Source organism: Xanthomonas sp. WHRI 7064, from assembly GCF_040202355.2.
GTDB classification, from domain to species: Bacteria; Pseudomonadota; Gammaproteobacteria; order Xanthomonadales; family Xanthomonadaceae; genus Xanthomonas; species Xanthomonas arboricola.
In genome coordinates, this window is sequence record NZ_CP167821.1 from 812,107 (window position 1) to 835,737 (window position 23,631).

The 23,631-nt window shown below is 66.1% G+C and carries 14 protein-coding genes; 7 read left to right on the forward strand and 7 right to left on the reverse strand.

The window, feature by feature from the left end; translation table 11 throughout:
- Positions 1–122: 122 nt before the first annotated feature.
- Entirely contained in the window at positions 123–1,499 is a 1,377-nt protein-coding gene (cycA, locus tag ABQY74_RS03525; protein ID WP_039523314.1) for a D-serine/D-alanine/glycine transporter, read from the forward strand.
- Between the two features lie 186 nt (positions 1,500–1,685).
- Positions 1,686–2,597 carry a CorA family divalent cation transporter gene (locus tag ABQY74_RS03530; protein ID WP_104575215.1) on the forward strand — a complete coding sequence of 304 codons (912 nt, stop codon included), beginning with the start codon at positions 1,686–1,688 and terminating at the stop codon, positions 2,595–2,597.
- A 741-nt stretch (positions 2,598–3,338) separates the two neighbouring features.
- Here the strand turns inward: ABQY74_RS03530 and ABQY74_RS03535 are convergent.
- Positions 3,339–4,034: an AIM24 family protein gene (locus tag ABQY74_RS03535; RefSeq protein ID WP_039523320.1), complete on the reverse strand. Its 696-nt coding sequence runs from the start codon at positions 4,032–4,034 to the stop codon at positions 3,339–3,341.
- Between the two features lie 158 nt (positions 4,035–4,192).
- Here ABQY74_RS03535 and ABQY74_RS03540 point away from each other — a divergent pair, with 158 nt between their 5' ends.
- Positions 4,193–4,450 (forward strand): hypothetical protein, encoded by a 258-nt coding sequence (locus tag ABQY74_RS03540; RefSeq protein ID WP_349793418.1) that lies wholly within the window; start codon positions 4,193–4,195, stop codon positions 4,448–4,450.
- Between the two features lie 91 nt (positions 4,451–4,541).
- A complete protein-coding gene (locus tag ABQY74_RS03545; RefSeq protein WP_349793420.1) occupies positions 4,542–5,501 on the forward strand; it encodes an arabinan endo-1,5-alpha-L-arabinosidase in 960 nt (319 codons plus the stop codon).
- A 148-nt stretch (positions 5,502–5,649) separates the two neighbouring features.
- On the opposite strand, the gene treA is transcribed toward ABQY74_RS03545, so the two are convergent.
- Complete coding sequence (gene treA / locus ABQY74_RS03550; RefSeq protein WP_349793422.1) at positions 5,650–7,323, reverse strand: alpha,alpha-trehalase TreA; 1,674 nt, start codon at positions 7,321–7,323, stop codon at positions 5,650–5,652.
- Between the two features lie 409 nt (positions 7,324–7,732).
- Positions 7,733–8,515 carry a DUF72 domain-containing protein gene (locus ABQY74_RS03555; protein ID WP_349793424.1) on the reverse strand — a complete coding sequence of 261 codons (783 nt, stop codon included), beginning with the start codon at positions 8,513–8,515 and terminating at the stop codon, positions 7,733–7,735.
- Positions 8,516–8,622: 107 nt separating this feature from the next.
- Here ABQY74_RS03555 and ABQY74_RS03560 point away from each other — a divergent pair, with 107 nt between their 5' ends.
- Positions 8,623–9,375, forward strand: coding sequence for a DNA-formamidopyrimidine glycosylase family protein (locus ABQY74_RS03560; RefSeq protein WP_167704810.1), 753 nt, complete (start codon positions 8,623–8,625; stop codon positions 9,373–9,375).
- A 279-nt stretch (positions 9,376–9,654) separates the two neighbouring features.
- Positions 9,655–10,668 (forward strand): hypothetical protein, encoded by a 1,014-nt coding sequence (locus tag ABQY74_RS03565; protein WP_349793426.1) that lies wholly within the window; start codon positions 9,655–9,657, stop codon positions 10,666–10,668.
- 709 nt (positions 10,669–11,377) lie between these two features.
- Here the strand turns inward: ABQY74_RS03565 and ABQY74_RS03570 are convergent.
- Entirely contained in the window at positions 11,378–12,325 is a 948-nt protein-coding gene (locus ABQY74_RS03570) for a GAF domain-containing protein (RefSeq protein ID WP_039565727.1), read from the reverse strand.
- A gap of 312 nt (positions 12,326–12,637) precedes the next feature.
- Positions 12,638–15,517, reverse strand: coding sequence for a pitrilysin family protein (locus tag ABQY74_RS03575; protein WP_126967303.1), 2,880 nt, complete (start codon positions 15,515–15,517; stop codon positions 12,638–12,640).
- Between the two features lie 346 nt (positions 15,518–15,863).
- On the opposite strand from ABQY74_RS03575, the gene ABQY74_RS03580 reads away from it, so the two are divergent.
- On the forward strand, positions 15,864–18,560 hold the full coding sequence (locus ABQY74_RS03580) for a PAS domain S-box protein (RefSeq protein ID WP_372470087.1): 2,697 nt from the start codon (positions 15,864–15,866) through the stop codon (positions 18,558–18,560).
- 1,050 nt (positions 18,561–19,610) lie between these two features.
- Here the strand turns inward: ABQY74_RS03580 and ABQY74_RS03585 are convergent.
- Positions 19,611–21,743, reverse strand: coding sequence for a methyl-accepting chemotaxis protein (locus ABQY74_RS03585; protein WP_180969355.1), 2,133 nt, complete (start codon positions 21,741–21,743; stop codon positions 19,611–19,613).
- Positions 21,744–22,049: 306 nt separating this feature from the next.
- A complete protein-coding gene (locus ABQY74_RS03590) occupies positions 22,050–23,486 on the reverse strand; it encodes a cellulase family glycosylhydrolase (RefSeq protein WP_349793429.1) in 1,437 nt (478 codons plus the stop codon).
- Positions 23,487–23,631 lie beyond the last annotated feature (145 nt).

The window sequence follows — 23,631 nt, forward strand, 5'->3', positions numbered from 1 at the left end:
AAGCCAATCACCCTTCGCCGGCGCACGCTGCGGCCTACCCGGCGCCGCAGCGCAAACCGCTGGTGCGCGCTGCCGCGATCTCGTATTTTTGACGGCTTGTTCACTTGCCGGTGCCGTGCCCCATGTCTGATCCGTCCGCGCCCGATCATCTGCAACGCAGTCTCTCCAATCGCCACCTGCAGCTGATCGCCATCGGTGGCGCGATCGGCACCGGGCTGTTCATGGGCTCGGGCAAGACGATCAGCCTGGCTGGCCCGTCGATCCTGTTCGTCTATCTGATCATCGGCGCGATGCTGTTCTTCGTGATGCGCGCGATGGGTGAGCTGCTGCTGTCCAACCTGGAGTACAAGTCCTTCATCGACTTCTCCACCGACCTGCTCGGGCCGTGGGCCGGGTTCTTCTGCGGGTGGACGTACTGGTTCTGCTGGATCATCACCGCCATCGCCGACGTCATCGCGATTGCCGCCTATGCGCAGTTCTGGTTTCCCGGCTTGGCGCCGTGGATCCCGGCCATCCTGTGCGTGCTGTTGCTGCTGAGCCTGAACCTGGTGACGGTCAGGTTGTTCGGCGAGATGGAGTTCTGGTTCGCGCTGATCAAGATCATCGCCATCTGCGCCTTGATCCTCACCGGCGCCGGGCTGGTGGCCTGGGGCTTCCGCTCGCCGTCGGGCAATGTGGCCTCGTTGTCGAACCTGTGGAACGACGGCGGCATGTTCCCGATGGGCATTGGCGGCTTCTTTGCCGGGTTCCAGATCGCGGTGTTCGCCTTCGTGGGCATCGAGCTGGTCGGCACCACCGCCGCAGAAACTGCCGATCCACGCCGCAACCTGCCCAAGGCGATCAACTCGATCCCGGTGCGCATTTTGATTTTCTATGTGCTGGCGCTGATCGCGATCATGGCGGTGACGCCTTGGCGGCAGGTGGTGGCCGACAAAAGCCCGTTCGTGGAGCTGTTCGTGCTGGCCGGCGTGCCGGCGGCCGCGAGCCTGATCAACTTCGTGGTGCTGACCTCGGCCACCTCGTCGGCCAACAGCGGCATCTTCTCCACCAGCCGCATGCTCTACGGCCTGGCCGAGGAGCAGCATGCGCCCAAGGGCTTTGCCAAGCTCTCGCGTGCAGCGGTGCCGGCACGTGGCCTGCTGTTCTCCTGCCTGTGCCTGTTGCTGGGCGCGATGCTGGTGTACCTGATCCCCAACCTGGTCACTGCGTTCACGCTGGTGACCACCTTGTCGGCGGTGCTCTTCATGTTCGTGTGGTCGCTGATCCTGTGCGCCTACATCGCGTACCGGCGCAAGCGGCCCGAGCAGCACGCGGCATCGGCGTTCAAGATGCCCGGTGGCGTGTTGATGTGCTACGTGTGCCTGGCATTCTTCGCCTTCGTCATCGTGCTGCTGACCTTGCAGGCCGACACGCGCCAGGCCTTGCTGGCCAGCCCGGTGTGGTTCCTGATCCTGGCGATCGGCTATGCGGTGAAGCGGCAGCAGACGCGCAGCGGCTGAGCGCGCGTACCAGCCAAGACATCCACCGAAGACCTCATCAAGGCCCCGCACCGCGGGGCCTTGGCGTTTGTGGCTGCACGGCGCTGCGATAAAGGCCACTGGCAGCTAAGCGCGTTTTGCGCGCGACGTTGACGCGGATCGGACGGAACGGGATGCTCGCCGCCATCCATCGCCACGGCCCATCGCATGATCACGACGCACCCGATTGCCGGAACGCAGCACACGCAAGGTTGCTGGGTCGACCTGTGCCAGGCCAGCGCGCAGGAACTGGCGCAGGCCGCAGACAAGGTGGGCTTTGCGCTGCCGGATCGCGCGGCCATCGGCGAGATCGAATTCTCCAGCCGGGTGCGGCGCCAGGGCGAGGTGCTGTTTCTCAACGTGCCGCGCTTTCAGGACGACGATGGCCCGACTGCGCCGCTGGGCTTTGCGTTGTCGCCGACCATGCTGGTGACCCTGCGCGAGCAGCACATGGGCTCGCTGGATGCGGTGGCCGCGCGTCTTGCGCATGAGCCCTGCCATAGCGCCGACGATCTGCTGCTGCGCATCTTCGACCAGTTGGTGGGGCGCCTGGCAGACCGGCTCGAATCGCTGGAAGCCGAGGTCACCGACACCACCCGGCAGGTGTTCGACAACCCGCACAAAACCAAGGGCCTGGAGCGCATGCTGCATCAGGTCGGGGGCATGGGCCGGCGTCTGGGTGGGCTGCACAATGCCGGGCAAGGCCTGCTGCGCCTGGTCACCTATCTGGATGGCGCCGCGCCGGACTGGTTTGGTGCCGATGCGGCCAAACGCATCGGCTTGCTGCACAAGGACCTGACCACCTTGAGCGAGTTCCAGCAGCACATGGACGACCGCATCGAGTTCCTGCTCGACAGCGTGCTGGGCATGATCAACATGGACCAGAACAACGTGATGAAGGTGATGGCGGTGGCCTCGGTGGTCGGCATTCCGCCCACCGTGCTGGTCGGCATCTGGGGCATGAACTTCGCCTACATGCCCGAGCTCAAGTGGCACGACGCGTATTACTGGGCGCTGGGCGTGATCGTGCTGAGCATGCTGGTGCCGCTGGCCTGGTTCCGCAAGCGCGGCTGGGTGTAATACATCAGAGCCGGAAACCGTAGGAGCGCACCTGGGCGCGATATGGCGTTACAGGGAAGGCCCTCGCGCCCAGGGGCGCTCCTACAGGGTGCCGTCAGCGCAATCATCTGTTGCCCACAGTTGCGTGACTACGCAATGCCAAGCTAGGGCAGCCCGGTAGCTGTGCAGCGCGCGGCAGACTGCAGGAAACCCGTAGGAGCGCACCAGGGCGCGATGCGGCGTTACCGGGACGACGCGGCGTTGCCGGGAAGGCCCTCGCGCCCAGGGGCGCTCCTACGGGGGTGCCGTCAACGCAATCATCCGTTGCCTACGGTTGCGTGACTACGCAATGCCAAGCTATGGCAGTGCGGTAGCTGTGCAGCGCGCGGCAGACTGCAGGAAACCCGTAGGAGCGCACCAGGGCGCGATGCGGCGTTACCGGGAAGGCCCTCGCGCCCAGGTGCGCTCCTACAGGGTGCCGTCAGCGCAATCATCTGTTGCCTACGGTGGCGTGACTACGTAATGCCAAGCTAGGGCAGCCCGGTAGCTGCGCAGCGCGCGGCAGACTGCAGGAAACCCGTAGGAGCGCACCAGGGCGCGATGCGGCGTTACCGGGAAGGCCCTCGCGCCCAGGGGCGCTCTTACAGGGGTGGGCTGGGATGCGCAGCTGTCACTGCGCACTGCGCCGTGACTGGAAAACTGCCCCGCTGCGTAGCGCGCAACCAGGCGATGCGCATTGTTGATTGCTGCCGGGGGCCCGGATCAGCCCTTGGCCTGGAAGCTGGCTTCTTCGTACGGCTGCACCACCACCCAGCCTTCGCCGGCAAAGCGCATCTGCAGGCTTTCGCCCGAGCCACGGCCGAACAGCGTGCCGATCGACACGTCAGTGACCAACTCGGGGGACAGCGTGCCCGACCAGGCCACGGTGGCATTGGGGTCGGTGAACACCGGGCCGCTGGCGGCGGTGACCGGCAGGGTCAGCGGCTCGTAGTGCGAGGTGATCGCCACGATGCCGTGGCCGCTCAGGCGCACGTTGAACAGGCCGCCGGACAGCATGCCGGCTACCTTGCGCATCATCGTGATCTTGTGCTCGACGCCGGATTCGAAGGCCAGCACGTCGTTGCCGTTGACGAAGATCGCCTCGCCATTCAAACGCAGCAAGGTCACCAGCTTGCCGAGGTCGGCCAGATACACCCGGCCCTGGCCTTCGGCCTTCATCAGCTGCATGCCTTCGCCGCTGACCGCCTTCTTCAGCAGGTTGCCCAGCCCCTGCTCTAGCAGCCCCTCGCGGGTGAACTTGACGTTGCCGGTGCGCGCGACCATGGCGCCGGCCTTGGACCACACCATGCCGTCGAGGCGCACTTCCAGCAGGTGCGGGTTTTCCAGTTCGAACGGATCGGGGCTGACGTCCTTTTCCTTGGAATGGGCGAGAAATTCGTTGAGCGTGCGTACGGCCATGGGTCCGTCCTGGAGGGTGAAAGAGTGCGCATGATACGCGGCAGGCTTGTATCTTCGAAGCGTACTGGTGTGCGCGTCGATGTTGCGGCGCACATGGCGCTCAGTCAGCGCGTCGCGCGCCATGACAGCTACAACCAGGCGACCCTCCATCAGGATCTATGCGTGGTGGCGAAGTGGTGCTGCAGCTTTTTGCAGCGTCATGGATGCGGGTTGGCATCGACGCACTGCACTGCGATGAAGAGATGACGCCGATACGCCACTGGTGCAGTGACTCTGTGCGCGCCACGTTCCGACGTATGCAATCCCAGCTGCGTTACACAGTTCGGCACGAAGGCACGTCGCAAATAAAACAACCGCTCGGCCTGCACCGTGCTTCTGAGATCGGCGTCGAATTCGCGGCATTGCTGCCGGGCTAGATTGCTCCTACAGAAAACGTCTTTACGTTGTTCAAGGAGTGGGGCGATGCACGTTGTTGGTGGCAATCGAGTAGAAGGGGGCTGGTCTGGAATGTCGCTGCGTGGTGGCGCGATCGCGTCGTTGTTGACGCTGGCCGCTGCTGCCACTGGCTTGTATAGCGCACCCGCGCAAGCGGCAGTGGGGCCGGGTGTGGTGAGCGGCGACACCATCGTGCACGATCCGTCGATGCTCAAGCTGAGCGATGGGCGTTACTACATCTATGCCACCACCGGCGTGGTCACCAGTACCGACCGCACCAAGTTCAGCAATGCGGGCGCGATCTTCAGCAGCATGCCGAGCTGGGTGCGCAGCTACAACCCGGACAACCAGCTATGGGCGCCGGATGTGTCCTTCCACGGTGGCAAGTATCTGATGTATTACACCGCCTCCAAGTTCGCCACCAACACCTCGGCGATTGCGCTTGCCAGCAGCAGCACCGGCAAGCCTGGCTCGTGGAAGGATCAAGGTATCGTCTACACCTCCAAGAGCAGCGACGACTACAACGCCATCGACGGCAATCTGGTGGTGGATGGCAATGGCAAATGGTGGTTGGCGTTTGGCTCGTTCTGGTCGGGGATCAAGCTGATCCAGCTCGATCCCGGCACCGGCAAGCAGCTGTCCGGCAACACGACGCGCTACAGCCTGGCGAGCCGGCCGTCCCCGGGCGCGGTGGAGGCGCCTTTCATCCAGCAGGCCAATGGCTGGTACTACCTGTTCGTGTCGTTCGATGCGTGCTGCAAGGGCGCCAGCAGCACCTACAAGATTGCGGTGGGACGTGCGCGCTCGGTGACCGGGCCGTACCTGGATCGCGCCGGGGTGGACATGCGCAACGGTGGCGGCACGGTGATCCAGTCCGGGTTGGGCAGCATGCATGGGCCAGGCGGGCAATCGGTGTTCCGCGATGGCGACGGCGACATCCTGGTCTACCACTACTACGACGACCGCGGCGACGCGCGCCTGGGCATCAACCGGCTGGGTTATGACGGCAGCGCATGGCCGGTGGTGCAGTAGCAGCAATCAATCGAACACGCAGTTGCGCTATGTAATGGCGCAGCGATCAGGCGATGCCTGATGCAGCGATCCGCCAGCGTTGCCGACTGCCAGAACCGCTAGACCGCCAGCCGCTGCCGAGCAGTGCCCGGCAGCCGCCGTCGCACACTTAGCGCGTGGTGGCTTCGGGCTTGCGCACGCGTTTGGCCGGCGCCGGCTTGCTCGCGGTGTCCGGATACAGGTTCAACAGCATCAAGGTGACGCCGTTGGTCCAGCCGAAGCCGTCCTGCAGCGCGTATTCGCCACCGCCACCGCCGGCGGCATCGGCTTCCAGGCCGTATTTTTCGACCAGCTTGTGCTCGCGCGCGAACAGCGCCTGCACCTGGGTGAGGAAGCGCTCGCCGATGGTGCGCGCCAGCGCGTCTTCGCCGTAACGGCGCAGGCCGTCCACCGCCACCCATTGCAGCGGTGCCCAGCCATTGGGCTCGTCCCATTGCTGGCCGGTCTTCACTGCGGTGGTGGCCAGGCCACCGGGGCGCAGCAGGCGCGCGCGCACGGTGCTGGCGGTGCGTTTGGCATGCGCGTCGGTCGCCAGGCCGGTGAACAGCGGATACAGCGCCGCGGCGGTGACCTGGTCGCTGAGCTTGCGGGTCTGCCAGTCGTAGTCGGCGTAGTAACCGGCCGCGTTCCACAGGTGCGCATCGATGGCCTGCTTCCGGCGCAGTGCCAGCGCCGCATAGTCCTGCGTGCATTCGGCGCCCGGCTGCGCGCAGGCCTGGGCCAGGGTGCGCTCCAGGTGATACAGCAGGCTGTTCAGGTCGATCGGCACGATGGCGGTGGTGCGGATGGTGCGCAGGTTCTGCCCATCGGCCAGCCAGCGGCTGGTGTAGTCCCAGCCGCTCTCGGCACCGGCGCGCAGGTCGCGGTAGACCTCGGCGGCCGGGCGGTCGCCGGCCTCGGCGGCGGTGCGGGTGTCGTGCAGCCAGGCTTCCGGGCGCGGGGTATCGCGCTCGTCCCAGTAGCGGTTGAGCAGGCTGCCGTCGGCCAGACGCACCACATGGCGCGCGGCCTGGCCGGGCTGCAGGTCTTCGCTGCCCTGCATCCAGTAGGCGTATTCCTTCTGCAGCTGCGGCAGATAGCGCTGGTAGACCGCTTCGCCTTCCACGCCAGCCTGCAGTTCCACCATGTAGGAGAAGAACGGCGGCTGCGAGCGGCTCAGGTAGTAGCTGCGGTTGCCGTTGGGGATATGCCCGTAGGTGTCGATCAGGTAGGCGAAGTTGTCCAGCATCTGGCGGCTGAGCGTGGTCTCGCCGCTCTTCACCAGGCCCAGCATGGTGAAGTAGGAATCCCAGTAATACACCTCGCGGAAGCGTCCGCCCGGCACCACGTACGGATGCGGCAGCGCCAGCAGGCTGCTGTAAGGCGGCACGTGGGTCTGGCTGCGCACCAGCTTGGGCCACAGCTCGTCGATGTGTTCGCGCAGCACGGTGTCCTGGCGGATCGCGTCGGTCTGCACCGGCGGCGACTCTTCGAAATTGGCGTCCACGAACTTGCGCAGGTCAAAGCCGGGGTGATCGTGCTGCGCCAGATAGTCGGCGTTGATCAGCGCCGGGTCGCGCAGCGGCAGGAAGTCGACGAAGTGCTTCTGGTCGTCGAACAGCTCGCCGCTCTGCACCGCCTGGAACAGCTCCGGGTAGGCCAGGTCGGGCGTGGGCGGTGTGGCCGCCGGTGCGTTGACGACCGGAGTGTCCATGGGCGCGGCGGTCAGCGTGCAGGGCGCCACGAACATGCTCAGCGACAGGCCAAGCAGCGACGTGCAGCACGGGGGCGCGGCAGAACTCATGGCATCTCCAGAACGGGCAGTGACGTGCGGCATGGTAAACGACCGAAGTGGCGGGCGGGGCCGGACGACGGTGTCGGCAGGCCGACAGGCTTCGCACGGAGACGACTGGATTCAGCAAGGTGATCCGACGCGGTGCTGCAGGTGGTTGCGCGGGTTGCGTTGCCGATTCAGGCCTATCGGCCCGGATTGAGGCAGCTTGAGCCGCGTGCGGACCGCGTCGGATTGCCGACATCGCTGCAAGATGCGCGCCACAGCGCGCGGCGGGCGGGCGGCACTGCCAGTGCACGGCAGCCGGCGCGCGTGGGGACTGGCCGGCGACAGCTCGGCCTTGCTCGCCTGACCGATTGCAGCGGCGTGGACGCACCGGTGGCACGCCGAACAAAGTCAGGCGGCTTGCTGTCCTTATGCGTCAGCCTCGGCGCGGGCGACCGGTCTGCAACAAACGCTGCAGCTGCAGCGCGTTGGGCACCGCCAGCCCGGCGGCAGTGTTGTCGAAGATCACCCAGCGCTCTGCCTGCGGATGCGTCGCGTCCTGCGCTGCGTTGCGCACCGCGTCGGCCAGTGTCTGCAGCGCACTGGCGTCGTAGCTGCTGTAGTAGATGCGCGGTGCGCCATGCCAGCGCCAGTACTGCGGGCCGGCTGTCGCACCCGGTGTGGCGGCGTCCGGCACCGGCGCCGGATCGACGGCGCAGCGTGCGATGCGGTGGCGCGCCAGCAGCGCCTGTGCCTGCGGGAGAAACCAGCTGGCATGACGCGGTTCGCAGACCACGCCGCCGTCCCAGCGCCGCCGCAGCATGGCGAAAAACCTGGCCGCCACCGGCGCATCGAACACAGCGCTGGGCGGCAGTTGCAGCAGCAGGCAGCCCAGTCGCTTGCCCAGCGCACCGGCCTGGGCGAGGAAGGCATCCAGCAACGGACCCACACCCTGCAGGCGTGCATCGTGGCTGATGCTGCGCGGCAGCTTGACCGAAAAGCGGAAATTCTCCGGCACGCTGTCGGCCCAGCGTGCGTAGGTACTGGCACGGTGCGGACGATGAAACGAGGAGTTGATCTCCACTGCATTAAAACGTGTGGCATAGCGTTGCAAGACGCTGGCACCATCGCCGAATGCGGCGCGGTCGGCGGCCGGGATCGACCAGCCTGCGCAGCCACAGCGCACGCGCGGCACGGCGATGGATGAACGAGCCTGCATGAGGTGTACGCAAGACGGGTGGGCAGCACTCTATGCATGCGCGCATGTCAGCGTTGCGTGTGCACTGCGCTCACGGCCGACTCACCGACGACTTCGATACTGGGCGCATGCCAGAAGGTCCTTCCCTTGTCATCCTGCGCGAACAGACCGAAGCATTTGTCGGCCGCAAGATCCTGCGCGTGTCCGGCAACAGCAAGCAGGACATCGCGCGGCTGGAGCAGCAAAAGGTGCTGGCGTTACGCAGCTGGGGCAAGCACTTCCTGATCGAGTGCGCGCAGTTCAGCGTGCGCATCCACTTTCTGTTGTTCGGCAGTTATCGCATCGACGAAGACAAGCCGAATGCGGTGCCGCGTCTGCGCCTGGAGTTTTCCAAAGGCCAGCGGTTGAATTTTTACGCCTGCTCGGTGCAGTTCATCGAGCGCCCGCTGGATGAGGTCTACGACTGGACGGCGGATGTCATGAACCCGCTCTGGGATGGCGCGCAGGCACGGCGCAAGTTGCGCGCCGCACCCTCCATGCTTGCCGCCGATGCATTGCTGGACCAGACCATCTTTGCCGGCGTCGGCAACATCATCAAGAACGAAGTGCTGCATCGCATCCGTGTGCATCCTGAAAGCACGGTGGGCGCATTGCCGGCGCGCAAGCTCGGCGAGCTGGTCACCCAGGCGCGCGATTACAGCTTCGACTTCTACACCTGGAAAAAGGCCTTCGTGCTGAAGAAGCATTACCAGGTGCATACCAAAACCAGCTGCCCGCGCGACGGCGCGCCGCTGCAGTATCGAAAGCACCTGGGCAAGGCCGGGCGGCGGGCGTTTTTCTGCGAGGTCTGCCAGCGGCTGTACCTCCCGGAGGATGGCTGAGCATGTGCGGCCCTCACCCTGGCCAGTCGGCATCGACCGGATGTAGGGCGAACGACCGCCGCACAGCCTGCAGGATCCATACCGCCGGGGCAGGGCAGTGCCCGTCGGCAAGCAGGGAGAGTCGACCGCCACGCTCGCTAATGTGAATGGCGGCTGGCGCCTGCGGCCCAGACAACGAATTTCAAACGCGCGCAAACGCCACGCCCGCTAGATTTGCGCGTCCTGCACCGGGTTCACGGTGCGGCGTGCGCATCTCTCATCTCATCGGTCTCCCGCATTGTGATTACCCGCAGGAAGGAAACGCTTGTCCCGCATGTCGCCGCTGTCGCATGCACGGGCGCCATCCTGTTCTTTCTTGCCTGTCTGTTGCTGTATATGCCGCCACCACGCGACATGGTGCGACACGACGACAGTTTGCAGGTGTATTTCGTGCCGCGCCCGGAGTTGACGCTGCCGGCGCCGGTGACACCGCCGCAGCAACGCGACCCCATACCGCGCGCTGCGCCGGCCGCGGCCTCATCCGCGCGCAGTGCGCCACCGCCGACACGTACCCCACCGCCGCAGCGGCAGGTGGCCGCCGCCAACGCGCCCGCTGGCGAATCGATGGCGGCCCAGCTCTACACCCGCGAAGGACGCTTGCGCATGCCGCGCGATGCGCAGGTCGACCCGATGGCGCAGGCCGGCGCCGCGGTGCCGCCGGGCATGGCCGACGAACGCGCGCAGGCCAAGGCGCGCAACGTGATGGAACGGGTCAATCCGGTGCAGTACCAGGACACGCGCTTTGCCAAGGACTGGAAGAGCGACGGCACGCTGGGCGATGTGGCGATGCAGGAAATGAATCGCGGCATGAAGAAATTCAACGACATGCTCAACGGGCCGCAGACGCAGGTGGCCAAGGCGCGACCACCGCCGGATGTGCGCTTCAACCCCGCCCTGGCGGGCAATCAGGCCGAGATGGGCAGCGAGGCGACCGGCGATGCCTACAAGGCCGCGCCGATCGCGCACGAGACACCGCCCGATCTCAAGGGCGAAGCCAGCCGCCGCATCCGCGAGGCGCTGGCCGCGCTGGAGCAGCGCAGCGCGCGTTGCGATGCGTCCAAACGCAAATCCCTGTTGTCGCCGGTACGCACGCACCTGGGTGATCTGGAGCGTGCCGAGCACGCCTTGAACAACGGCGCCGATCCGGTGATGGCCGCACAAATGCTGCCGCGCCAGGCCGACAGCGCCTACGATCTGGCCCGCCGCGCGCTGTGGTACGCCGACCGCCAGTTGAAGCAGTGTGCGATCGGATGAGTGGGGCAGTGAATGCGGTTGGGTGCAGCTGACCGGGAGTAGCGAGCAAACCTCTCTAAGGCTTTACCGATGGCGGCAACGTATCGGCCACATTCGCAGCGTTGACGCGTAATGGCGAGTGAGCCGAATGCACGGTGCCCTCACCGCTCGCTGGACCCGCAGTGAATCCGCCCATGGAGGCTCCTTGGCGGCATGCATGCCGCCAAGGGTCCCGCAACCGGCAAGGACACCGCATTAGAAAGTTGGTCGGTGGTCAGGTGATTGTTGCTCGGCTTGCGATGGGAAGATTTTTGGCCACACGACGATCCGAACAACGCGGATCAGGCACTGCTCTTACCGTGCACACCGACCATCCCGACAGGTCCTTGCCTGCTCACCGTCGCGGGACCTTACGCGGCATGGATGCCGCGTAAGAGCCTACACGGACGTACTTGCGGCGTGTCCTGCGATGGTGGGCGGGCAAGGGCCCTGCAGCCAAACCTGGCGTTGGCAACTGATTGGTTGAAGAAGTAAGGCAGTCTTCGTCAGATATCGGGAATAGAACCCCCCCCCCCGCCGGGGCGAGAAGGTACGGCTTTCGCGGCAAGCGCGCGTGCGCCTTGGAGCGCCCGCGACGCAGGCGCGGTTGGAGGCGCGCAGCGGGAGTTGTGAGGGCACGTCTATGAAACGGCCCATCCAGCCGGCAGCCGGACTGTCGCCCCGCGCTACATCAGGCGCTGGGCCCGTCCTGCGCCAGACTCTGGCGGTAACGGTCTTTCTCGACACTCAGCGCGACTTCCGCGCGCAGGAATACCTGCCCGATCGGCTCGTCGCCACGGGTTGCCTGTGCCTGGCCGATCAGCACCGTCAGCCCGTGCGCATGCTGCTGCTGGGCAATGTCGCGCAGGCGCTGCAGCTTCTGTTCGGCATTGGGATCGCGCAGTACCGCGATGAATTCGGCGCTGTCGGTCACGCGGTCCACGCTGTCGCCGTTGGCTTGCGCCTGCGCGGCCAGGGCCTGGTCGAGTTGTTGCAAGGCGCGACCCAGGAGCCGCTCGCTCTGTTTTTCAGCCAGCGCGGCCAGTTCCTGCACTTCCAGGATCACCAGGTAATAGCCGGTGTCGGCGGCGGCCGGAGCGGCAACCGGTGCCACCGGCTGCAGGATCGCCTCGCGCTCAAGCTGCAACTCGCGCTTGCGCTCGTCCAGCAGGCGCATGGTGACGCGTGCCAATGCCTGCAGCCCGGTGCGTTGAATGTCGGTGAGCGTGCGCGGCTCGGTGTCGAGCACACAGACGGTGCCCAATGCCACACCGTCGGAGGTAACCAGCGGCATGCCGGCATAGAAGCGCGCGCCGGTCTCGCCGGTGACCACAGAGACATCGGCAAAACGGCTGTCCTGGGTGAGGTCGCGCACTTCCATCAATTGCTCGGGGCTGCGGATGGCGTGATCGCACACGGCCTGGCTGCGGTCGGTCTGCTGCATGCCCAGGCCGAGCTGGGCCTTGAACCATTGGCGGTCGCGATCGACCAGCGACATCAGTGCGATCGGCGTGTTGCACAGCGAGGCCGCCACCTGCACCACGTCCTGGTAGGTGTCCTCGGGCAGGCTGTCGACGATGCGATAGCCGTCCAGGACCTGTTGGCGGGAGGCTTCGTCAGCCAGGGGCATTTGCTTCATCGAATAAGCCAGGCAAGCGCGAGCGAGAAAGATGTAACGATACCGGCACCGCCGATAACGCGGCGTGGATTTGCCATGCGCCCGAGCACGGCCTGCAGGGCGGATTCAGATCCGCATCCCCGCCGCGCTGCGCAGGCTAGGGGACATGCAACCGGCGGACTGAAGCGCCGGCGCGAGATTTCAAACCCGAGTGCGATGCCTGCGCATTGCACGCAGGCACCGGGGACTCATACGCACACGCACCATTGCGTACCGCGCATGTGGAAACGGCGCGGCTCGAAAGCCGCGCCGTCGGTGTGCGACTTTCCAGCCTCAGCGCTTGACCGGCTTGCCGTCCACGTCCAGCACCTGCACCTCACCGAGCTTGAGCGCACGCACCGGGGCTTCGATCTTCTTCAGGTCGCCCACGATCACCCAGGTCATCGCGTTGGGCGCGATGATTTCCTTGATGGCCTTCTGCGCGGCCGGCTGGTCGATCGCTTCCAGGCGCGGCTTGAGCGTCTGCACGTAATCGTCGGGGCGGTCGAACTGCACGATGCCTTCGATCGCACCCAGCACCGCGCCGGTGGTTTCGAAGCTGCCGGGCAGGGCGCGGATGCGCTGGTTCTTGATCTTCTCGATCTCGTCGGTGGTCAGCGGCTTGTCGCCGATGATCGCGGTGGCTTCCTTGAGGATCTCGTTGGCCGACTCGGCGGTCTTGTCGGTCTGCACCGGCGCGGAGAACATGTACGGCCGCTGGCCCTGCGCATCCAGCATGCGGGTCCCGGCACCGTAGGCCCAGCGCTTGTTCTCGCGCAGGTTCATGTTCAGGCGCGAGGTGAAGGTGCCGCCGAAGGCGCCATTGGCCACGCCGATCGCCAGGTTGTCCGGCGCCTTGGTGGACGGTGCGAGCAGGCCAGCCAGAATCACCGACTGCGGCGCATCCGGGCGGTTGATCAGGTACACGCGCGGCTTGGGCTGCGCGGCGACCTGGACCAGGTTCTTCTTCGGCAACGGCGTGGCAGGTGCCTTCCAGTCACCGAAGGCGGCATCCAGCTGCGGGATGATCTGCGCCAGCGTGGTGTCGCCGGCCACCAGGATGCGCAGGTTGTCCGGACGCAGCCACTGGCGGTGGAAGGCCTGCAGGTCCTGGGCGTTGAGGCTCTTGATCGCCGTCTCGGTGCCGCTGCCGGTGAGCGGGATGCCGTAGGGGTGGTTCTGGCCGAACAGCAAGGGCGGCAGCGCACGCAGCGCCAGGCTGTTGGGCTGGGTCTTTTCCTGCGCAATGCCGGCCAGCCACTGGCCGCGGATACGCTCGATGTCGGCGGCCTTGAAGGCCGGGTTGCGCACGATGTCGGAGAACAGCTGCAGCGACGGCTGCAGCTGGTCGTTGAGCGCATCCAGCGAGGCGCTGCAGCTGTCCAGATCGCAGCCGACCGCCGTGATGGCGCCCAGGCGCTGGCGACGCTGCGCCACTTCCACCGAATCCAGCGCGGCGGTGCTCTCGTTCATCAGCGCGGCGCTGAAGCTGGCGGTCCCGAGCTTGTTGCCCTGGTCGGCCGCATACCCGGCATCGAACAGCAGTTCCACCTGGGTGACCGGGATGGTGTGGCGCTCGGCCAGGATCACCTCGACGCCGTTCTTCAACTTGCCGCGCTGCAGCTGCGGGAAGCTCAGGTCGGGGAACTGGCTGGTCTGCGGCACGCCCTTGCTGCGGTCCAGCGAGGAGGCGGTGGTTTTGTACTTGCCGGCGGCCGGCAGCTTGGGCGCCGGCTTGCCGGGTTCTTCGCCACGCGCGACCACCGCCTTGTCTTCGGCGGCGGGGTCGAAGTCCTTGCCGGCCGGCAGCACGGTGAGCAGATAGTCGCCCTTGCCGAACCAGGTGGCCGCGGTCTGCTTGACGCTGTCCACGGTGGCGGCCTGGCCGCGCTGCAGATCCTGCTTGTAGGCGCCCGGGTCGCCGCGGTAGACCTGGCCCTCGGCCAGGATCACCGCCTTGCCACCGAAGCCGCCGACCTTTTCCAGCCCGCGCACGAAGCCGGCGCGGTAGGCCACCTGCGCGCGCTGCAGCTCGTCGGCAGTCGGGCCCTGGGCGATGAACTTCTTGAGCTCCTCGTCGATGATTGCCTCGACCTTGGCCGGGTCCACGCCGTCCTTCACGTCGGCCTGGATTTGCACCTGGCTGGACAGCGCGAACGGCTGGATCGCCGCCGACACGTCATCGACCAGATTGTCCTGGTAGACCAGGCGCTGATACAGCCGCGAGGTCTTGCCGCCGCCGAGCACGGTGGTGGCCAGGTCCAGCTGGATCGCCGCATCGCTGCCCAACTGCGGTGCGGCCCAGGTGCGGTAGATGCGCGGCTGCGAGACGTGGTCGTGCTGCACGCCACGCTTCTGCGCGGCCAGCGGGGTTACCCATGGCTGCTGGCGCGCCACCGGCTTGCCGGACGGGATGTCGCCGAAATACTGCAGCGCCTTGGCACGCGCCTGCGCCACGGTGATGTCGCCGGCCAGCACCAGGGTGGTGTTGGCGGCGCCGTAATTGTCGTTGAACCATTGTTTGACGTCGGCCAGCGAGGCCGCGTCCAGATCTTCCATCGAGCCGATGGTGTCGTGCTGGTACGGGTGGTTGGCCGGGAACAGGTTGGACAGGATGTTCTGGTCCACGCGGCCGTAGGGGCGGTTCTCACCCTGGCGCTTCTCGTTCTGCACCACACCGCGCTGGGTGTCGAGTTCTTCCTGGCCGATCGCGCCGAGCAGGTGGCCCATGCGGTCCGATTCCAGCCACAGCGCGGTGTCCAGCGCGGTGGTCGGCACGGTCTCGAAATAGTTGGTGCGGTCGAACCAGGTGGTGCCGTTCATGTCGGTGGTGCCGACCTTTTCCAGCGGCGCGAAGAAGCTGCCCTTGTTGTTCTCCGAGCCGGAGAACATCAGGTGCTCGAACAGGTGCGCAAAGCCGGTCTTGCCGGCCGGCTCGTCGCCGGAGCCGATGTGGTACCAGATGCTCACCGCCACCACCGGCGCCTTGTGGTCTTCGTGCACCACCACGGTCAGGCCGTTGGGCAGGGTGAAGCGGGTGTAGCCGATCTCGGGAATGGCACTGCTGGCCGCGGGCTTGGACAGGCTGGCCGGGGCGGCAGCGACGGCGGGAGCAACGGTACCGGCAGCGACGCCGAGCACACCGGCGATCAACAGGGACAGCGGACGCAGCATGTGACACTCCAGAGCAGGACAATCGGCCGAGGGTAGTGGCTGCCTGTCGGCGTCGCAAATGCTGTCCGGCAGGGGGGGCAGGTGCGGCTGCCGGCAGGACGGTGCGCGATGGGACGCCCGGGCCGGCGCTGGCCGGGGGGGCGTAGCAACCGCAACATGCCCCCGAGCGCGCCGCAGGTGGTTCCCATCCGGCACGGGCGTGATGGCGTGGCGGGTGCAGATGGCCGGTGTGCGCCACGCCCGGTGGGGCGACCGATTGCGCAGGCCCGGCACGTGCCCGGTCGTGTGTGGAGCCTTCCAACATCCCCATGCCGGCAGATCTGCGGGCGGGCTCGGCACCGGCACGCTGACCATCAGCAAGCAGGCCCGGCCGCACGCGCTCAAGTTGATCATCGCCTCGCCGTTACCTGGGGCGACCTACCTTGCCCAGACGTTGCCCGCCGATCACGCTATGACCCTTCTGTTGCCGCCCGTGCCGATTCCTGCCGACGACGCCCTGCGTGTGGAGGCGGTGCGTCGGTTGGGGGTGTTGGACACCGAGCCGGAAGCCGAATTCGACGATATCGCCTGGCTGGCCGCCCACATCACCGGCGCCCCGATGGCGCTGGTGTCGCTGCTGGACGCCGACCGCCAGTGGTTCAAGGCGCGTTGCGGCACCGATCTGGAAGGCACCCCGCGCAGCGCGTCGTTCTGCTCGTATGCGGTGATGGGGACCGAGCTGCTGGAGATCCCCGACGCCGAGGCCGACCCGCGCTTTGCGCTCAATCCGCTGGTCACTGCCGCACCGGGCATCCGCTCGTATGTGGGCGTGCCGCTGGTCGGCCGCGAAGGCTATGCCTACGGCACCTTGTGCACGCTCAGCACCCGCTCGCGCGTGCTCGACGAGAACCAGAAGCAAGGCCTGATCCGTCTGGCGCGCCAGGCCGTCAGTCAACTGGAGGCGCGTCGCGACCGGCTGGCCGCGCAAGCGCAGCGGCAGACCCTGAGCCGCTTGCTGGAGGCCATGCCCGACGGCGTGGTGTCCTGCGACAGCGACGGGCTGCTGCATGAATTCAACCACGCCGCCCGGCAATGGCACGGCACCGATCCGCGCCTGTTACCGCCGACGCAATGGGCGCAGCACTTCGATCTCTACAACGCCGACGGCAGTGCGCTGCTGCCCACCGAGGCCATCCCGCTGGTGCGCGCCTGGGCCGGCGAACACGTGCGCAATGCCGAGATGGTGATCCGCGCCACCGGCCAGCCGGCACGCAGCGTGCTGTGCAATGCAGACCCGGTGGTCAGCGATCAGGGCGCGGCATTGGGTGCGGTCTGCGTGATGCACGACATCACCCAGCTGCGCGATGCCTCGGCTGCGCTGGCGGGCGAGCGCGCACGCCTGCAGTCGCTGGTGGACGCCTCGCAGGATGTGGCGATCATCGCGTTCGATCCGAACGGGCGCATCAAATTGTTCAATCCCGGCGCCGAGCGCCTGCTCGGCTACACGGCGGACGAGGTGCTGGGCAGCTGCCCGGCGCAGTTCCATCTGCCGGCCGAGCTGGAGCGGCACATGGCCACGCTGGCGTTGTCGCCGCCGTCGTATCTCAAGCTGGCCGCCGCTGCCGCAGGCGACCTGCTCGAAGAAGAACTCTGGACCCTGGTGCGCAAGGACGGCGGGCTGCGGCGCGTACGGCTGTGCTTCAACATCATCCACGACGCGCAGCAGGGGGTGTCCGGCTATCTGGCAATGGCCATCGACGTCACCGCCGAGCTGCAGGCGCAGGCCGCCGCGCAGCTGGCGGCCGAGCACTTCCGCGGTGCGTTCGAAACTGCCCCGCAGGGCATGGCGATCGTCTCGCTGGATGGCGACTGGCGCGACGTCAACCCGTCGCTGTGCAGCATCCTGGGATACCCGCGCGAGCAGCTGTTGCGCACCACTTTCCAGACCATCACCCATCCGGACGATCTGGACATGGACCTGCGCCTGGTGCAGGAACTGATCGACGGCAAACGCGACAGTTACAGCCTGGCCAAGCGCTACATCAGCCAGCAGGGCGCGGTGATCTGGGCGCAGCTGTCGGTATCGCTGGTGCGCGACAGCAGCGGCGCGCCGGTGCATTTCGTCTCGCAGATCCAGGACGTCACCGAACGCCATGTCGCCGCCGAACGCCTGGCCGAAAGCGAAGCGCGGCTGCGCGCGATCAGCGACGCCACCCCCACCCTGGTGGGACATTACGATGCTGCGCAGCGTTGCCTGTTCGCCAACCAGGCGCATCGCGACTGGCTCGGCGTGGAGCCGGCCAGTCTGGTCGGCTGCGCGATCACCCAGGTACTGGGCGAGGACCTCGGTGCGGAGGCGCGCGCTGCGCTGGCGCAGGTGAGCGCCGGGCAGCGGGCCCACTTCGAACACGTTCTGCGTGGTGGCGCGACACCGCGCGATGTGGAAATCACCCTGGTGCCGGAAACGCAGGGCACAGCGGCGCAGGCGCAGGGTTTCTTCCTGATGGCGCAGGATGTCACCGCGCACAAGACCCTGCATCGGCTGATGCATGAGCGCGCGACCCGCGACGCTTTGACCGGCCTGCCCAATCGCCACGCCTGGTCCGAGGCGCTGCAGGTTGCGGTGACCCAGGCGCAACAGCAGCAGTGTGCGGTCGCGGTGATGTTCCTGGATCTGGACGGCTTCAAACGCATCAACGACGTCCACGGCCACCGCGCCGGCGACGCAGTACTGGTCGCCTTCGGCCGCTGCCTTCAGCAGGCGGCCGAAGGCCGCTATCTGGTGGCGCGCCTGGCCGGCGACGAATTCGTGGTGTTGCTGGACAACCTGCAGGATCCGCAGACCGAATGCGCCGCCGTGGCAGACCGGATCCGCGCCGCATCGGCAGCGGGTGCCATGTTCGGTGAGCAGCATCTGCCAATCCGGTCCAGCATCGGCGTCGCCTGGCAACACGGCCAGCAGGCCGACGCCGCCAGCCTGATGCACGCGGCAGACGAAGCGATGTACGCCGTCAAACGCGCCCGCCACGGCAGTGCCACCACCGGACGCGACGCCGCGCGCTGACGCAGCGCATGCAGCAACACGCCTTTCTCCCAACAGGAGAAGGCACCCGCAGGGCAAGCGAGGCTACGACTTACCCATAACCCCGCGTCAATCGCATCGATGATGTTCACCACCCGCGATGTTGAGACCCATTATCTCGGTCGTCTGGAGAGGTGATGCAGGGAATGGATGCATCGATTGCAGAGCGATGATCTGCGGCTCGGCTGCAAGGCCCTTGCCCACCCACCCTCGCAGGACACGCCGCAAGTACGTCCTTGTAGGCTCTTACGCGGCATCCATGCCGCGTAAGGTCCCGCGACGGTGGGCGGACAAGGACCCATCGAGATGGTCGGTGCGCATGACGCAAGCGATGTGCTGCAAGCGCTGTTCGGATAATTGCGCGTCCGGTCATTTTCCAAACGTAAGCCGGCGAGCTTTTCAAGAAAGCAGCCGACCAACTCTCTGGCGCGGTGTCCTTGCCGATTGCGGGACCCTTGGCGGCATGGATGCCGCCAAGGAGCCTCCATGGACGGATTCACGGCGTGTCCCGCGAGCGGTGAGGGCGCCGCGCGCTCGACGCACCGAGCGTTTGACTTAAGTATCTAATCACGCCTCAACGCCGCCGCGATTCGAAGCCTTGGTTGCTCTACGCATTGCGCTTCGACTGGCGTGGACAATACGGATAGTTCAGTTGCAGAGCGATGATCTGCGGCTTGGCTGCAAGGCCCTTGCCCGCGCACCCTCGCAGGACACGCCGCAAGTACATCCGTGTAGGCTCTTACGCGGCATCCATGCCGCGTAAGGTCCCGCGACGGTGGGTGGGCAAGGACCCATCGGGATAGTCGGTATGCATGGTTGTGAGCCGTGCACGTTGTGCGGCTGTCTGCTGATCTGCGGTCTGGTCAGCTTTTTTGGATTCGATGACGCGCTTGTTCTGTGCAGATGCGGCTTTCGGGGGCACCCTTACCCCAATCCCCGCTCCGCGCCCCAGCCTGCGGTTGCGTCACGCGCGCCAGTGGCGCGCATGCCGTGCTTTCGCGCTCGAAGGGGGAGGCGCTCTATATCCATCCATCAAGCCGCCTGCACCACCGAACGCCGTTGCGTCAGCGCAGCCTGCTGCGGCACCAACCGGAACACCGCCACTGCGCGGGTCAGATCCGCCGCCTGGTCTTCCATGCTGCGTGCCGCAGCGGTGGCTTCTTCCACCAGCGCTGCGTTCTGCTGGGTCATTTCATCCAGCTGCATCACCGTGGTACTGACCTGCTCGATACCGGCGCTTTGCTCGGTGCTGGCGGCGGTGATCTCGGCCATGATGTCGGTCACCCGCTGCACCGAGCTGACCACCTCGGTCATCGTGCTGCCGGCCTGTTGCACCAGGTCCGAGCCCTGCGCCACCTTTTCCACCGAATCGGAGATCAGCTGCTTGATCTCCTTGGCGGCGCCGGCCGAACGCTGCGCGAGTGCGCGCACTTCTGTGGCCACCACCGCAAATCCGCGGCCCTGTTCGCCGGCGCGTGCCGCTTCCACCGCCGCGTTCAAGGCCAGGATATTGGTCTGGAACGCGATGCCGTCGATCACCCCGATGATGTCGGAAATCCGTGCCGACGATTGCGTGATCGCCTGCATGGTGCTGACCACTTCCTGCACCACGCGGCCGCCGCTTTCGGCCACTTCGCCGGTGCCCTTGACCAGCTGATTGGCCTGGCGCGCGTTGTCGGCGTTCTGGCGCACGGTGGAGGTGAGTTCTTCCATCGACGCGGCGGTTTCTTCCAGGTTCGCCGCCTGGTGCTCGGTGCGCGTGGACAGGTCGGCATTGCCGCTGGCGATCTCGCCGGCGGCGGTGTTGATCATCTCGGCCGAGTGCTGGATGCCCTGCACGATGGTGGTCAGCTGGATCGCCGTGCGGTTGGCCGCATTGGCCAGACGGCCAAATGCGCCCTCGTAATGCGATTCCACCCGCTGCGACAGATCGCCATCGGCAATCGCGGCCATGATGCGGCCGACGTCGTCCAGGCCTGCATCGGCCTGCTGCATCAGGCGGTTCAGTGCCTGCACCATTTCGGCAAATGCGAACTGATAGCGCGACTGCTCGCCGCGTGCGGAGAAGTCGCCGCGTGCGGCCGCGTCGGCCAGGCGTGCGATATCGCTGTTGATCGCCGACAGATTGCTCTTCACCGTGTCCAGCGCTTCGTGCAGCGCCGCGCGCTGGCCGGGCAGGCGACGCATGTCGCGGCGCAGATCGCCGCGGCCGTACTCGCCCATCAGGTCCATCGCCTCGTTGATGGCATCCAGATGCTCGAACACCACCGTGTTCACGCCGTGCGCCAGGGTGCCGTAATCGCCGGGGAAATCCTCCGGAATGCGGTGCGCGATGTTCTCGCCCTGCTGCAGGCGGATCATGGTCTGCATTTCGCCGTTGAAGCGCTGCAACTGGGTCTGCATCTGCTGCATGCTGTGCATCAGCTGGCCGGTTTCGTCGCGCGACTCAACCCGGATATCGTTGTCGAAGCGGCCCGAGGCGATCGCCTCCGCGGTACGCGATGCTGCCCGCAGCGGTGCGGCCATCGCCGAGGCGATCAACCAGCACAGGCCGATCACCATCGCCACCAAGGCGCCGCCGATCAGGGTCAGGGTGCGGGTGAAGCCCCAGGCCTGCACCTGGATGTCTTCGGCGTACACGCCCATCACCAACACCCAGTTCCAGGCCGGAAAGGTCTTGGCATAGCTGATCTTGGGCAGCTGCTCCTGCTTGCCCGGCTTGGGCGCGTTGTAATAACTGAAGCCGTTGCCGCGCTCGATCGCCGTCTTGATGTCGCGATAGACGTACTGCCCGGCATCGCTCTTGTAGTCGCTCATGTCGGTGCCGACGGCGCGCTTGGGATGCATCAGGATGCGCATCTGCGGGTCGACGATGAAGAAGTAATCCACCCCGTCGTTGGTGCGCATGTCGGCCAGCGTGGTGCGTGCAGCTTCCTTGGCCTGCTCGACCGTCAGTTCGCCGGCCTTGGCCTTGTCTGCGTAGTGCTGCATCACGGTCAGGCCCATCTCCACCTCGGTCTTGACGCTGAGCTTGCGCGCCTCGATCAGGTCCAGATATTGCAGGCGGGCCGCGGCCACTGCCAGCAGGATCACGCCCACCGTCAGCAAGCTGCACAACAGAACGAACTTGCGGGTGAGCGGGAGATTGGCAACGTGACGACGCAACAGGGAGACAACAGGCATGGGACGGCATCCAGAACGCGCGCAGGGCGCTATGTCATGAATAGCGGCTGATTCACATGCGGGTTGAATGCTAATTGCGGCAGCGTTCGCTTGCGGCGGATGCAATGTAGGAGCGCCCCCGGGCGCGATGGGGCGTTATCGATAACGCTTCATCGCGCCCGGGGGCGCTCCTACGAGGTCATGGGCATCGATCCAGCGATCGATGGGTGACGCGACATTGGTGACTTGCAGACTGTCGGCAGCTTGCAAGGTAATGGCGGACACGCACTGCGTGCCCGCCGTATTGCATCAGCCGGCCGCGCAGAAGCCGAATTCGGCCGTCGCACCGGCGGCCAGGGTGCGGTTGAAGTCCACACCGCTGGCCTTGAGCGTGCTGCCGCTCTGCGACCAGGTGACGTTCCAGGCGTTGTTGACGGTGCCGGTGACCAGCAGCGAGATCGCCCAGGTGCCGCTGGCGGTGCCGGTGTTGGTGACCTGCACGCGATTGCAGTAGCCACCGTTCCACTGGCTGTCCACGCTCACCTTGGTGCTGAAGCTGCCGCTGGGTGTCGGTGTCGGTGTCGGAGTTGGAGTCGGAGTCGGAGTAGGTGAGGGCGTCGGCGTGGTGCTGCTCACCGTGCCCCACAGCGTCCGCAGCAGCGCCATCTTGTCTTCGCGCACGCTGGTCCAGTCGTCGCGCAGGATGCCGCCAGTGTCGCCACTGTTGGGATTCCACGACCAGTAGAAGCCCTCGTTGATGCCCTTGCTGCGCAGGTACTTCACCAGCGCGTCCTGCCAGACCTTGTCGCGTGCGTCGCCTTCGCCGTACTTGCCGCCGAATTCGCCCAGCAGCAGTGCATACGTGCCAGCGAACTGGCCGAAGTGACGGTCCCAGATCGCCGGCATGTTGTTGGGGAAGTTGCTGTCGTTGAAGTACGCCTGCGCGTACACGTCCGGCCCGTACACATGCGGTGCCAGCAGCAGCCGGTTGGCCGGAATGTTCAGTGGCGTGCAGGCCAGCGGCTGCAGGTTGCCGCCCCAGAAGATGCCGCCATTGGTCGAGCAGACCGGATTGTCGGTAATGCCTTCCACCGCGATGATCCACTTCGGCGCCACCGCCAGCACTGCGGCCGAGCCGCGCTCGGCGGCCTTGTTCCAGTCGGTGGCCGCGTTGCCGGTGCCCCAGGTGGCGGCACCGTGCGGTTCGTTCTTCAGGTCCAGGCCGATCACGCTGGGCACGTTCTTGTAGCGGTTGGCGACAAAGCGCAGATCGTCCAGCCACTGCGCTTCGGAATACGAGCCGGTGTACCAGAGCTCGGAGATGGCGGCGCAATCGGGGGTGTGGTGATCCAGCAACACATACATGCCGCGCGCGTTGAATTCGTTGATCACCTTGTCCAGGATCTGCAGCGAGCTCAGGCCCTGCAGATCGGCATTGAGGCTGTAATCGATGCTGGTCGGCATCGTGCTGCTGCGCAGGGTGGCCGGGCAGAACGGCAGACGCACGGCGTTGAAGCCCAGGCCCTGCATCTGGTTGATCATGTCCTTCCAGTTGCGTGCCCACAGACCGTGCATGACATGGTTGCCGGTCTCGAAGCCGAACACGTTGACGCCCTTGAGCTGCACCACCTTGCCGCTGTCGTCGACAATCTTGTTGTTGCTGATGGAGTAGCTGAAGGCCGGTGCGGCGGCGAGCGCCAGCGCGGTGGCCAGTGCGAGCGTACTGGCAGTCCTGAAAATGGACATGGTGATCTCCCTAGCGAACCCGGCTCGACACCCGAACCCGGTGAGGGGGGCATCTTGGTCCGCGGCCGCATCGTTTGGCGTGATCCGGACCACAGAAAGGCGCATTGCCGCACCGGTCACACGCTGGCTGCGGGCCGGGTCGCTT

Bases quoted from the DNA above. Each gene is read 5' to 3' on its own strand.
- cycA (WP_039523314.1), top strand. From the start codon at position 123: ATGTCTGATCCGTCCGCGCCCGATCATCTGCAACGCAGTCTCTCCAAT.
- ABQY74_RS03530 (WP_104575215.1), top strand. From the start codon at position 1,686: ATGATCACGACGCACCCGATTGCCGGAACGCAGCACACGCAAGGTTGC.
- ABQY74_RS03535 (WP_039523320.1), bottom strand. From the start codon at position 4,034: ATGGCCGTACGCACGCTCAACGAATTTCTCGCCCATTCCAAGGAAAAG.
- ABQY74_RS03540 (WP_349793418.1), top strand. From the start codon at position 4,193: ATGCGTGGTGGCGAAGTGGTGCTGCAGCTTTTTGCAGCGTCATGGATG.
- ABQY74_RS03545 (WP_349793420.1), top strand. From the start codon at position 4,542: ATGTCGCTGCGTGGTGGCGCGATCGCGTCGTTGTTGACGCTGGCCGCT.
- treA (WP_349793422.1), bottom strand. From the start codon at position 7,323: ATGAGTTCTGCCGCGCCCCCGTGCTGCACGTCGCTGCTTGGCCTGTCG.
- ABQY74_RS03555 (WP_349793424.1), bottom strand. From the start codon at position 8,515: ATGCAGGCTCGTTCATCCATCGCCGTGCCGCGCGTGCGCTGTGGCTGC.
- ABQY74_RS03560 (WP_167704810.1), top strand. From the start codon at position 8,623: ATGCCAGAAGGTCCTTCCCTTGTCATCCTGCGCGAACAGACCGAAGCA.
- ABQY74_RS03570 (WP_039565727.1), bottom strand. From the start codon at position 12,325: ATGAAGCAAATGCCCCTGGCTGACGAAGCCTCCCGCCAACAGGTCCTG.
- ABQY74_RS03575 (WP_126967303.1), bottom strand. From the start codon at position 15,517: ATGCTGCGTCCGCTGTCCCTGTTGATCGCCGGTGTGCTCGGCGTCGCT.
- ABQY74_RS03590 (WP_349793429.1), bottom strand. From the start codon at position 23,486: ATGTCCATTTTCAGGACTGCCAGTACGCTCGCACTGGCCACCGCGCTG.